6 protein-coding genes are annotated in these 14,296 nt (G+C 48.5%); 1 reads left to right on the forward strand and 5 read right to left on the reverse strand.

The window, feature by feature from the left end:
* Nucleotides 1-22: 22 nt before the first annotated feature.
* Nucleotides 23-316, reverse strand: a complete 294-nt coding sequence (locus tag DTO96_RS00590) for a putative quinol monooxygenase (RefSeq protein WP_114561721.1) — start codon at nt 314-316, stop codon at nt 23-25.
* An 18-nt stretch (nt 317-334) separates the two neighbouring features.
* A complete protein-coding gene (gene aceE, locus DTO96_RS00595; protein WP_114561722.1) occupies nt 335-2,995 on the reverse strand; it encodes a pyruvate dehydrogenase (acetyl-transferring), homodimeric type in 2,661 nt (886 codons plus the stop codon).
* A 326-nt stretch (nt 2,996-3,321) separates the two neighbouring features.
* On the opposite strand from aceE, the gene DTO96_RS00600 reads away from it, so the two are divergent.
* Nucleotides 3,322-3,678 (forward strand): RidA family protein, encoded by a 357-nt coding sequence (locus DTO96_RS00600; protein ID WP_114561723.1) that lies wholly within the window; start codon nt 3,322-3,324, stop codon nt 3,676-3,678.
* Nucleotides 3,679-3,689: 11 nt separating this feature from the next.
* Here DTO96_RS00600 and DTO96_RS00605 read toward each other — a convergent pair whose 3' ends face one another.
* From DTO96_RS00605 to rpoB, 3 genes are all read right to left on the reverse strand, one after another.
* Nucleotides 3,690-5,369, reverse strand: a complete 1,680-nt coding sequence (locus DTO96_RS00605; RefSeq protein ID WP_114561724.1) for a SulP family inorganic anion transporter — start codon at nt 5,367-5,369, stop codon at nt 3,690-3,692.
* Between the two features lie 279 nt (nt 5,370-5,648).
* On the reverse strand, nt 5,649-9,890 hold the full coding sequence (rpoC, locus tag DTO96_RS00610) for a DNA-directed RNA polymerase subunit beta' (protein WP_114561725.1): 4,242 nt from the start codon (nt 9,888-9,890) through the stop codon (nt 5,649-5,651).
* A gap of 121 nt (nt 9,891-10,011) precedes the next feature.
* The gene (gene rpoB / locus DTO96_RS00615) at nt 10,012-14,136 is read right to left on the reverse strand and encodes a DNA-directed RNA polymerase subunit beta (protein WP_114561726.1); all 4,125 of its coding nucleotides are present in this window, start codon (nt 14,134-14,136) and stop codon (nt 10,012-10,014) included.
* Between the last annotated feature and the right edge of the window lie 160 nt (nt 14,137-14,296).

Here is a 14,296-nt window from a genome sequence, read left to right on the forward strand (position 1 = left end):
ATTTTATTTGTGTGGCTAGCCATCAAACTTCGCGATAGGTCTGAACATCAGGTGCTTGCACAAGTAATGACCCAATATTCGAAACCGCTTCGATCAGATGAGCAGCACCTTCATGTTTTTTCAGTGCATCTTCACTCGCCCACCGCTCAACAAAGGTAAATGAACTGCTGTCTTGTGTGGCGTTCAACAACATGTAAGACAAACAGCCCTCCTCTTGTTGCGTATGTTGGATCAGTTTGGCAAAAATATTGCGTGCAGTCTCAATGTGCTCAGGTTGAACTTTAAACTGAGCCAAAACATGAATTACTGTACTCATAGATTCTCCTGTCAACACTTAAACCGTCATGGGGTTGGGTTTCGTCACGTCCAAATTGTATTTGGCAATCGCTTGTGCAACGATTTCGCTGGAGATCGTGCCTTCATCAGCCAATGATTTAAGCGCAGCCACCGTGACCCAGTAACGGTTCACTTCAAAGAAATGGCGCAATTTTTCACGCGTGTCTGAACGACCGAAACCATCGGTGCCAAGCACTGTGTAACGTGCTGGAACAAAAGCGCGGATTTGCTCAGGCAAAGCACGAACGTAATCAGTTGCCACCACCACAGGTGCTTTAGAATCGCCCAAGATTTTTTCAACGTGAGATACGGTGCGTGCAGCCGTTGGGTTCAGCAGATTTTGACGTTCAGCAGCAATACCGTCACGTGACAACTCAACAAAACTTGGCGCGGCGTACAAATCAGCGTCAACATTCCAGTCGACTTTGAGCAAGGTCGCCGCTTCCATCACTTCATTGAAAATCGTACCTGAGCCCATCAAGCGCACTTGCGCATTGCCTGATTTACGGAATGCGTACAAACCTTTGATGATGTCTTGCTCCGCACCTTCTGGCATTGCTGGGTGTGCGTAGTTTTCATTCATCACCGTGAGGTAGTAGTACACGTCTTCTTGCTCTTGGTACATGCGACGCATGCCGTCTTGCACGACCACAGCCACTTCATAAGCAAAGGTTGGATCATACGACACACAATTTGGAATCGCACCTGACCACAAATGGCTGTGACCGTCTTCGTGCTGTAAACCTTCGCCATTCAATGTGGTGCGACCAGCGGTGCCGCCGACCAAGAAACCACGCGAACGCATGTCACCCGCCGCCCAGCACAAATCGCCAATGCGTTGGAAACCAAACATTGAGTAGAAAATATAAAACGGAATCATCGGCAAGTTGTGCGTTGAGTACGACGTTGCAGCCGCAATCCAGTCACACATTGCGCCCGCTTCGTTGATGCCTTCTTGCAGCACTTGACCTGTTTTTGACTCTTTGTAGAACATCAATTGGTCATGATCTTGCGGCGTGTAGGTTTGACCATCTTGGTTCCAAATACCCAACTGGCGGAACAAGCCCTCCATACCAAACGTACGCGATTCATCAGGGACGATCGGCACGATGTATTTGTTGATGTTTTTGTCTTTCAGCAAGATGTTCAACATGCGCACAAAAGCCATCGTGGTTGAAATCTCGCGACCTTCAGCCGTTTCTTTCAGCAAAGGTTCAAAAGCAGACAATGGCGGGATCACCAGTTCAACGTCGGTCTTACGACGGCGTTGTGGCAAGTAGCCACCCAGTTCTTGACGACGCGCGCGCATGTATTCGAGTTCTTTTGAACCCTCTTCAAACTTAACCAGTGGTGTTTTTTCGAGGTCTTCGTCTTTGACTGGGATTTCAAAACGATCACGGAATGCGCGAATGTCTTCAATCGCCATTTTTTTCTGTTGATGCACGGTGTTTTGCGCTTCGCCTGACGCGCCCATGCCGTAACCTTTGACCGTTTTTGCCAAAATCAAAGTGGGCATGTCCGTCGCATCTTGCGCTTCTTTGAAAGCTGCATAAATTTTGTGTGGATCGTGGCCACCACGGTTCAAATCCCAAATGTCGTCATCAGACCAGTCGGCGACCAAAGCTTCGAGCTCAGGCGTGTTGAACACAGTTTTACGCACATACGCGCCGTTTTTGGACTTCATCGTTTGGTATTCACCATCCACGATTTGACCCAAACGTTGCATCAAAATGCCTTTTTTGTCACGTGCAAACAACGCATCCCACTTCGTGCCCCAAATGACTTTGATGACATTCCAGCCTGAGCCACGGAATTCGGATTCGAGCTCTTGAATGATGCTGCCATTGCCGCGAACAGGGCCGTCCAAGCGTTGCAAATTACAGTTGATGACAAACACGAGATTACCCAAGCGTTCGCGCCCAGCCATGCCAATCGCACCCAATGATTCAGGCTCATCGGTCTCGCCATCACCCAAAAATGCCCAAACTTTACGGCCTTCAGTTTGTTGCAAACCACGGTCTTGAATGTATTTCATGAAACGTGCTTGGTAAATCGCCATGATCGGCCCCAAACCCATTGACACCGTTGGGAATTGCCAAAAATCAGGCATCAACCAAGGGTGTGGGTACGATGAAATACCGTTGCCATCGACTTCTTGGCGGAATGAATCGACTTGTACATCGCTTAAACGACCCAGCAAGTACGCACGTGAGTAAATGCCTGGTGAGCAATGGCCTTGTGAAAACACCAAATCACCGCCATGCGTCGCTGAAGGCGCGTGCCAAAAATGGTTGTAACCCACTTCATACAAGGTTGCAGATGATTGGAATGAACCAATATGACCACCCACATTGGTGTCTTTATTGGCACGCAACACCATGGCCATCGCATTCCAGCGCACATACGCACGGATGCGGTGCTCAATGTCTTGATCACCAGGGATGCGGGGCTGTTGGTCAACGGGGATGGTGTTGATGTATGGCGTTTGTGCGCTGAAAGGTTGATGCACGCCATGCGTGCGCGCGTATGAGATTGTTTGGTCGATCAAGTAAGCCGCACGTTGTGAGCCACCGTTTTCAATGACGCCACCTAAAGCGTCTAACCATTCTTGTGTTTCTTGCGTGTCAATGTCCACGCCCACATTGTGTTGTGCAGCCATGCTTGGGTCTCCTAAGAACTTGTTATTGTTAAATATTCATGTCAATCATGTTAACCTCGCAGCACCTTTACCAAAGATGTATTTGCAATTGTTTTATATTCTATGCGCTGTGTCAGCCAGCTGCAAGCACTTTTTCACACGGTGATAGTTATTTTCATATTGCGAGAAGACAGCGCCATGCTTCTATAAAAAAATGAGACACGCACAAAGATAAATACTTTAAAATCCATGTTGTACCCCATGTTTCTATGGGGAAAACGACTTATCACAGCTGCTTTCACTTTCCTCTTCCTTTGTTACTCATCCATATTTTTTTAGGATCAATCATGATTTCTCGCCACAATATTGAAGACCGCTATTCAGATATGGCTGTTTACAATGGTGTTGCTTACCTTGCTGGGCAAATTGCCAACAACACCACACAAAACATCGTGGGCCAAACACGAGAAGTGCTGAGCATGGTGGATGCCTTGCTACACAAAGCTGGGACGGATAAGTCTCGCATCCTCATGGCTCAAATCTATTTGAGCAACATGTTGGATTACGATGGGATGAATGAGGCGTGGGATGAATGGGTGAAAGACATCAAAGGCCATGCGCCACCACGGGCAACCGTGCAATCGCCATTGGCAGGCAGTGAGTTTCTAGTTGAAATCATTGTCACGGCAGCCACAGGCGTATAAAAAACTACAATTTAGAGGGGCGGATGGGCACTGGACTCAATGCTTTGCGCACGAATCAATGCTTCAGTGAGGTTGCCACACACATTTTCTGCATGGATGTCTTTAAAGAAACCCGACCGTCGAATGATGGAAGCCGGTTGATCATTTAACTCACACAACACCAATACGGCATTTTGTCTAATTAAGTTTTTATGCATCATGCGGATGATGTCCATCCCAGTGGTGTCGATGTTGATGACCTTACCCATGTCCAAAATCACCACGTTGGGCTGCGCGTTGAGGTTGACCAGTTGCGACTCCATTTTATTTGCCGCCCCAAAGAACAAGCTGCCAAACACACGAAAGGCCAAAATACGCGGTGTACCATCCTCTCGCGACAAGCCCTCAACACCATAAAAATCCTCCAATGGAATCCGTTCGATATGGGTTAAATCAGACATGCGGTAAATAAAAAACAAACTGGCCAACACCATGCCCAGCTCCACCGCCAAAGTCAAATCAAACACCACCGTCACAAAGAAGGTGCTCAGCAACACACTGCGATAAGGGGTTGAATAACGTTTCAACTCTTTAAACGCATGCCATTCGCCCATATTCAACGAAACCACCACCACAATCGCAGACAATGTCGCCAATGGAATGCTGCTCGCCAACGGCGCCAATGCCAACACCACCGCCAATAAGACCAACGCATGAACCATCCCCGCAATGGGCGTGCGCCCACCTGTTTTGACATTGGTCGCTGTTCGTGCAATTGCACCCGTGGCTGCAAAACCACCAAACAAGGGGGCAATGCAATTGGCCACACCTTGCGCCATCAACTCCTGATTGGGGTCATGACGATCGTCAATCAACCCATCGGCCACCCGTGCCGACAACAACGATTCGATCGCTCCCAACAATGCAATGGTGAGCGCTGGTGAAATGAGTTGCCCCATTAAGGACAGATCCAAAGTTGGAAAACTCAGAGAGGGAATGTTGTGAGGAATCCCGCCAAAACGAGAACCAATTGTTTCAACAGGCCAATGCATCCACGATGTCACAGCAGTCATGACGACCAACACCGCCAATGGCGCTGGTGCATGGCGCATCCACTCAAAACGGCGTGCCCCACGACTCCAGACAAGTAAAAGCAACAATGACACAACAGACACAAGCACCGTCGGCACATCCAATGTGTTTAAATGGAAAAAAAGGCTTTTAATTTTGGCAAAAAACTCACCCGGCAGTTGCTCAATATTCAAGCCTAGAAAATCTTTAATTTGAGATAAAAAGATCACCACCGCAATGCCATTGGTGAAGCCAATCACCACAGACACAGGAATGAAACGGATGAGGTTTCCCAAGCGAAAAAACCCCATCGCCAACAGCATCAAGCCCGCCATCATGGTGGCAATCAATAGATTTTGCACGCCATACTGCACAACAATGCCATACACAATCGGAATGAAAGCCCCTGTTGGGCCGCCAATTTGAACCCGCGAACCGCCCAATGTCGAGATGATGAAACCTGCCACAATCGCTGTCCAAATCCCAGCCGTGGGGCTCATGCCCGACGCAATCGCAAAAGCCATCGCCAGCGGTAAAGCGAGCACACCCACTGTGATGCCCGCCGATACATCGGACAGCAACATGCTTGTGTTGTAATTGCCGAGACAATCCAACAACTTTGGACGAAAATGGATTCTCATTGCTTGCCTCTTTATTTTTTATAACGAAACCCGTCAATCATCGGTTGTTTTTATGTGCACATTTATTTGGATTTTTTAGATGTCGAGCCCGTTCTCCAATCAAAACCCCCTGAGCTCAAACACATGCAAGAAAGGTTTGACCCATACTGAAGCCAGCCCTATTGTGCAACCCATCACAAGCGAGCGAAACATTGGAAGAATTCATGATACAAAAAACCCGCATCCAAGATGCGGGTTTTTTTATTAACAATTCAAACACTTGTCAAATGGATGTCAACATCACTCCGCTGACGGTGTTTGCGTGAAGTCCATGACATCGCCATCGCCTTCAACCGCAAAGGCTGGGGCGTCATCGAAAATCGCGGCTTCTTGCTGCGCACGGTTCTGATCATGCGTTTTTTTGTTCGCACGTGCACGATGGAAAGCCAAACCCGTACCCGCTGGAATCAAACGACCCACGATGACATTTTCTTTCAAGCCACGCAGTTCATCGCGTTTGCCCATGATCGCCGCTTCAGTCAAGACACGTGTGGTTTCTTGGAACGATGCCGCAGAGATGAACGAATCGGTCGACAACGATGCTTTGGTGATACCCAACAAGACATTGCTGTAAGTTGCGGGTTGTTTCTCCGCAGCCACCATGCGTTCATTCTCGATCAACATTTCAGAACGCTCAACCTGCTCACCTGGAATGAACTTGGTGTCGCCCGCATCAACGATTTGGACACGACGCAACATCTGACGCACAATCACTTCAATGTGCTTGTCATTGATTTTCACGCCTTGCAAGCGATACACGTCCTGAACTTCGTCGACAATGTAAGTCGCCAAAGCTTCGATACCCAACAAACGCAAAATGTCTTGTGGATCGGCGGGGCCTTCAATGATGACCTCACCTTTGTTGACCACTTGACCATCATGCACAGACAAATGCTTGTCTTTGGCAATCAAGAACTCATGGCTGCCACCGTCAAGGTCAGTGATGACCAGACGTTGTTTGCCACGGGTTTCTTTACCAAAGGTCACCGTACCTGTGACTTCGGCCAACATGCCCGCGTCTTTTGGTGAACGTGCTTCGAACAACTCGGCCACACGTGGGAGACCACCGGTAATGTCACGGGTTTTTTGCGATTCCATTGGAATACGCGCCAACACCTCGCCTTTACCCACTTCTTGGCCATCGCGCACCATGATCAACGCGCCGATTTGGAAACCAATCGTCACAGGATGTTCCGTACCTGGGATTTTCACTTCTTCACCCAATTCATTCAACAATTTCACTTGTGGACGAACGGTTTTAGAGGTTGAAGAACCACGGCGCTTCGGATCAATCGCCACCAAAGTCGCCAAACCAGTCACTTCATCAATTTGACGGGCAACAGTGACACCTTCTTCGACATTTTCAAATTTCAAACGACCGGCGTACTCGGTAATCACAGGTCGGGTCAACGGATCCCATGTCGCCAATTGTGTGCCCGCTTTAATTTGCGCACCATCAACGAACAACAAAATCGCACCGTAAGGCACTTTATGGCGTTCGCGCTCACGACCGTAATCATCAGCGATGATGATTTCACCTGAACGAGAAATCACGATTTGCTCGCCTTTGGTGTTGGTCACATAACGCATGGTGTTGGTGAAACGCAAAATACCGTTTGATTTGGCTTCAACGCTAGACACCACCGCTTGACGCGATGCTGCACCACCAATGTGGAAGGTACGCATGGTCAACTGAGTACCAGGCTCACCAATCGATTGCGCTGCGATCACACCCACAGCCTCACCTTTGTTGACCAAACCGCCACGACCGAGGTCACGGCCATAACATTTCGCACACAAACCATAACGCGTGTCGCATGACAACGGCGTGCGGACTTTGACCTCATCGATGCCCAATTTTTCGATCAATTCAACTTGATCTTCTTCGAGCATCGTACCGACTTCAAACACCGTTTCTTGGGTTTCAGGGTTGATCACATCGGCCACCACCACACGACCCAAAATGCGCTCACGCAACGCTTCGATGACTTCACCACCCTCAACGAGGGCTTTCATGGCCACGCCATTCGATGTACCGCAATCGTCCTCAACCACAACCAAATCTTGTGTCACGTCAACCAAACGACGGGTCAAGTAACCCGAGTTCGCTGTTTTCAATGCCGTATCGGCCAAACCTTTACGTGCACCGTGGGTTGAAATAAAGTATTGAGAAACGTTCAAACCTTCGCGGAAGTTCGCCGTGATCGGCGTTTCAATGATCGAACCATCTGGCTTGGCCATCAGACCACGCATACCCGCGAGCTGACGAATCTGCGCTGCTGAACCACGCGCCCCTGAGTCGGCCATCATGTAAATCGCGTTGAACGATTCTTCACGGGTTTCATTGCCATGACGGTCCAACACAGGATCCGTCGACAAATGTTCCATCATCGCTTTACCGACTTGATCACCGGCACGACCCCAAATGTCAATCACTTTATTGTAACGTTCGCCTGAAGTCACCAAACCAGAAGAATACTGCTGTTCGATTTCTTTCACTTCTTTCGAAGCAGCAGCAATCAAACCTTCTTTGGCGGCTGGAATCAACATGTCGTCCACACAAATTGAAATACCTGCACGGGTCGCCAAGCTGAAACCGTTTTCTTTCAAGCGGTCAGCAAACAATACAGTTTCGTTCAAACCACATTTACGGAAAACCAAAGTAATCAATTTAGAGATTTCTTTTTTCTTCAGCGTTTTGTTCATGATTTCGAACGACAAACCTGCTGGCAAAATTTCTGACAAGAACGCACGACCCACCGTCGTTTCATAACGTTTCATGCGTGTGGTGCGCTCGCCCGTTTCTTTGTCAATGTCGACTTCAGTGATGCGCACAGTGATGCGTGTGGTCAACGCCAATTCGCCCGCTTGATACGCACGACGGACTTCATTCACGTCAGCACAGAACATGCCTTCGCCGATGCCGTTGGTTTTCGCACGGGTGGCGTAGTACAGACCCAAGACGATATCTTGAGACGGCACAATCGATGGTTCGCCTGATGCGGGGAACATGATGTTATTCGATGCCAACATCAATGTGCGCGCTTCAGTTTGCGCTTCGATCGACAAAGGCACGTGAACCGCCATTTGGTCACCGTCAAAGTCGGCATTAAAGGCCGCACAAACGAGTGGATGCAATTGAATGGCTTTGCCTTCAATCAACACCGGTTCAAACGCTTGAATACCCAAGCGGTGAAGCGTTGGCGCACGGTTCAACATGACCGGATGCTCACGGATCACATCTTCCAAGATGTCCCAAACCACTGGCTCTTGCATTTCAACCATGCGTTTTGCAGATTTGATGGTGTTCGCCAAACCTTGAACTTCAAGTTTGTTATAAATGAAGGGTTTGAACAATTCCAAAGCCATTAATTTTGGTAAACCGCACTGGTGCAATTTCAGCTGTGGACCGACCACAATCACCGAACGACCGGAGTAATCCACACGTTTACCCAACAAGTTTTGACGGAAACGACCGCCCTTACCTTTGATCATGTCGGCCAAAGATTTGAGCGCACGCTTGTTCGCGCCCGCCATCGCTTTACCGCGGCGACCGTTATCAAGCAAGCTATCAACCGCTTCTTGCAACATGCGTTTTTCGTTACGCGTGATGATTTCAGGCGCGCGCAACTCCAACAAGCGTTTCAAACGGTTGTTACGGTTGATCACACGACGGTACAAATCGTTCAAATCAGAAGTGGCAAAACGGCCACCATCCAATGGCACCAATGGACGCAAATCAGGTGGCAAGACAGGCAACACTTCCATTACCATCCATTCAGGACGAATGCCTGAACGTTGGAACGCTTCAAGAATCTTCAAGCGTTTGGCGATTTTTTTGATTTTCGCATCAGACGATGTCGCTTGCAGCTCAGCGCGCAAGCGTTCGATGTCCGCTGGCGTGTCCAAGTTTTGCAACAACTCACGGATGCCTTCTGCGCCCATCAGTGCACGGAACTCATCGCCGTACTCTTCAGTTTTGGCGTAGAAGTCGTCTTCCGTCATGATTTGGCAACGTTTGAGCGGCGTCATGCCAGGCTCAATCACGACATAGGCTTCAAAATACAACACACGTTCGATGTCACGCAATGTCATGTCCAGCACCATACCCAAGCGAGATGGCAATGATTTCAAGAACCAAATGTGCGACACAGGCGCCGCCAGTTCGATGTGACCCATGCGTTCACGACGTACTTTGGTCAACGTCACTTCAACGCCACAACGCTCGCAAATCACGCCACGGTGCTTCAAGCGTTTGTATTTGCCACACAAGCATTCATAATCTTTGATCGGGCCGAAAATTTTCGCGCAAAACAAACCATCACGTTCAGGTTTAAACGTGCGGTAGTTGATGGTTTCAGGCTTTTTGACTTCGCCAAAAGACCATGAGCGGATTTTTTCAGGCGACGCCAAGCCGACTTTGATGGCCTCAAAGTTTTCATCGGGTTGGACTTGTTTAAATAAGTCGAGCAATGCTTTCATAATCTCAAGCTCCATAAACATTCAAAAAAAGTAAACAACCACTTTTTTTGATTTTAATTTAGAGATTTTGCGCGGACAAGCCGCACAAAATCTGATTTCAATTCACGTAACAATTCTGCAATCAAACACGTTCGAGGTCAATATCAACGCCCAGTGAGCGGATCTCTTTAACCAACACATTGAATGACTCAGGCATGCCTGGATCGATCTCATGTTCGCCTTTGACCAAGCTGTCATACATTTTGGTACGGCCGTTGATGTCATCCGACTTGACCGTCAACATCTCTTGCAAGATGTATGAGGCGCCGTATGCTTCAAGTGCCCACACCTCCATCTCACCGAAACGCTGACCACCAAACTGCGCTTTACCGCCGAGTGGCTGTTGCGTCACCAAGCTGTATGGACCGGTTGAACGTGCATGCATCTTGTCGTCCACCAAATGGTGAAGTTTCAGGATGTGCATGTAACCGACCGTGACATGACGCTCAAACGCTTCACCCGTGCGACCATCATACAAACGCACCTGAGTTTTCGTGGGTGTAAAGCCACGCAAAGCGGTCGCGGGATCGTCGTCAGGGAAGGCCAAATCGAGCATGCGACGAATTTCTTTTTCAGAAGCACCGTCAAACACAGGGGTTGCAAATGGCACGCCTTTTTTCAAATTGTGCGCCAAAGCCATGATTTCATCGTCAGAGAAGGAGTTCAAATCTTCTTTTTGACCTGAGCCATTGTAGATTTTGTCCAAAAACTCACGCATTTTTTCGACTTTGACTTGTTCAGCCATCATCTTGTCAATGCGCCAGCCCAAACCTTTGGCCGCCCAACCCAAATGCACTTCCAACACCTGACCCACGTTCATGCGCGAAGGCACACCCAATGGGTTCAACAAAATGTCAACAGGCGTGCCATCGGCCAAATGCGGCATGTCTTCGATCGGCAAAATGCGTGAAACCACACCTTTGTTACCGTGACGACCCGCCATTTTGTCACCTGGCTGCAAACGACGTTTAACCGCAAGGTAAACCTTAACCATTTTGATCACGCCTGCTTGCAGGTCATCACCTTGGGTTAACTTCTTACGTTTTTCTTCGAATGCACTGTTGAACTGTGCACGTTTTTGTTCGAGTGAATCACGTACGGCTTCCATTGCTTTGGCCGCATCTTCATCCGCCAAGCGGATGTCAAACCATTTATATTTGTCAGCCAAATCATGTAAATACTCAGCAGTGATGGTCGCGCCTTTGGCCAACTTGTTCGGGCCACCGTTGACCATTTTATTGATCAACATTTTTTCCAAACGGATGAAGGCATCGCCTTCAACAATGCGCATTTGGTCATTCAAATCATGGCGATAGCTGTTCAAGTCCGATTGAATGATCGACTCAGCACGTGCATCACGTGGCGTGCCTTCACGCGTGAAGACTTGCACATCAATCACGGTACCGGTTGTACCACCAGGTACGCGCAATGAGGTGTCTTTCACATCAGAAGCTTTTTCACCGAAAATCGCGCGCAAGAGCTTTTCTTCAGGCGTGAGTTGCGTTTCACCTTTTGGTGTCACTTTACCCACCAACACGTCACCGGCCGACACTTCTGCACCAATGTAAATGATGCCAGAATCATCCAAACGGTTCAGTTGCAATTCAGCCAAGTTTGAAATGTCACGGGTGATGTCTTCTGCACCCAACTTGGTGTCACGCGCCACAACGGTCAACTCTTCAATGTGAATTGAAGTGTAACGGTCATCGGCCACCACACGCTCAGAAATCAAAATCGAATCTTCGAAGTTGTAACCATTCCAAGGCATGAAGGCGACCATCATGTTTTGACCCAAAGCCAGCTCACCCAAGTCCGTCGATGCGCCGTCGGCGATCACGTCACCGCGTGCCACAAAGTCACCTTTTTTAACGATGGGACGTTGGTTGATGTTGGTGTTTTGGTTTGAACGGGTGTATTTGATCATGTTGTAAATATCAACACCGACCTCACCCGCTACCGCTTCATCATCATTCACACGAATCACGATGCGGTTCGCATCGATGTGATCAACGACACCACCACGCAAAGCTTGAACTGCGGTGCCCGAGTCAACGGCTACGGTGCGTTCAATGCCCGTACCGACCACTGCTTTTTCAGCACGCAAACAAGGCACGGCTTGACGTTGCATGTTTGAACCCATCAATGCACGGTTCGCATCATCGTGTTCAAGGAAAGGAATCAACGATGCCGCTGCAGAAACAATTTGCGATGGCGCAACGTCCATGTATTGCACGCGTTCTGGCGACACAAGCAATGTTTCACCCGATTCACGCGCAGAGACCAACTCATCGGTCAACAAGCCATTTTCAGCCACAGTCGCATTCGCCTGTGCAATGACGTATTTACCTTCTTCGATCGCAGACAAATAGTCGATGGTGTCTGATACTTTACTGTCAGACACGCGACGGTATGGCGTTTCGATGAAGCCGTATTCGTTCAAACGGGCATAAATCGCCATCGAGTTGATCAAACCAATGTTTGGTCCCTCTGGTGTTTCAATCGGGCACACGCGGCCATAATGCGTTGGATGCACGTCGCGCACCTCAAAGCCTGCACGTTCACGCGTCAAACCACCAGGGCCCAATGCAGAAATACGGCGTTTGTGTGTGATTTCAGACAATGGATTGGTTTGATCCATAAACTGAGACAACTGTGATGAACCGAAAAACTCTTTAATCGCCGAAGAAATCGGTTTAGAGTTGATCAAATCATGCGGCAACAAACCTTCAGACTCCGCTTGCGCCAAACGTTCTTTGACCGCACGCTCTACACGCGCCAAGCCAGAACGGAATTGGTTTTCAGTCAATTCACCCACACAACGGACACGGCGATTACCCAAGTGATCGATGTCATCCACCTCACCTTTGCCATTGCGCAAATCCACAAGGGTTTCGATCACATTCAAGATATCCGTATTGTCCAACACCATTGAACCTTCGTCAGAATCACGGCTCAAACGGCGGTTAAACTTCATACGACCCACGCGTGACAAATCATACGCGTCTGGATTGTAGAACAAACGGTGGAACAAAGCCTCAACCGCCTCTTCGGTCGGTGGCTCACCAGGACGCATCATGCGGTAAATCGCGATGCGCGCCGCATTTTGATCCGCTGTATCATCCAAACGCAAAGAGTTTGAAATGAACGCGCCATGATCCAATTCATTGGTGTACAAAGTGTCCACAGACGCGATGCCAGCCATACGCAGTTTTTTGAGTAAATCTTCGGTCAACTCGGCATTGGCATTGGCAATCACTTCGCCCGTATCGCGGTCAATGATGTTTTTCGCCACCACCAAGCCCAACAAATAATCTTCAGGCACCACGATTTCTTTGAGGCCAGATTTTTCGATGTCACGAATGTGCTTGCCTGTGATGCGCTTGTCGCGTGCCACGAGGACATTGCCCGATTTATCAATGATATCAAAACGTGCCACTTCACCACGCAAGCGCTCAGGCGCCACGTCAATGTAACCACCCTCAACAGACAACTTAACAGGTACAAATTCAAAGAAGTTTTCGAGAATTTGTTCTGGTGTCATGCCAATCGCTTTAAGCAAAATGGTCACAGACATTTTACGGCGACGATCCACACGGAAATACAAAATGTCTTTGACATCAAACTCAAAATCCAACCATGAACCACGGTAAGGGATGATGCGAGCAGAAAACAGCAATTTACCTGAGCTGTGTGTTTTACCTTTATCATGCTCAAAGAACACGCCAGGTGAACGGTGCAACTGAGACACAATCACACGCTCCGTACCGTTGATCACGAACGAACCTGTATTGGTCATCAAAGGCATTTCGCCCATGTAGACTTCTTGCTCTTTAATTTCTTTAATGGTGGGTTTTGATGCTTCTTTATCCATCAACACCAAACGCACTTTGGCGCGCAAAGAGGAGCAATACGTCAAACCACGCTGTTGGCATTCTTTCACATCAAAAATGGGATCAGCCAACTGATAACCGACAAACTCCAAACGTGCCATGCCATTGTGCGATTCAATCGGAAAAATCGATGTGAATGCAGCTTGCAGGCCTGTATTGGTGCGTTTATCAGTTGCTACATTTGCTTGTAAAAAATCATAGAATGAGCGCAATTGCGTTTCGAGCAAGTAAGGCACTTCTTGCACAACTTCGCGCTTGGCAAAGTTTTTACGAACACGCATTTTCTCGGTGAATGAATAAGTTTGGGCCTTCGCCATCACACACTCCAAAAGACGACATGATGTGTGCAAACCATCCAACAGCACACAACACGACTAAAACGACACGGACGACCATAGGGGGATTTGGTGGTTGGCCACTACCAACCGCTGGCGGACAATACACATGCGCATTGAATTGAAAAACGTTATATGAAAA

The sequence above is a fragment of the Ephemeroptericola cinctiostellae genome (genome assembly GCF_003339525.1).
Taxonomy (GTDB): domain Bacteria; phylum Pseudomonadota; class Gammaproteobacteria; order Burkholderiales; family Burkholderiaceae; genus Hydromonas; species Hydromonas cinctiostellae.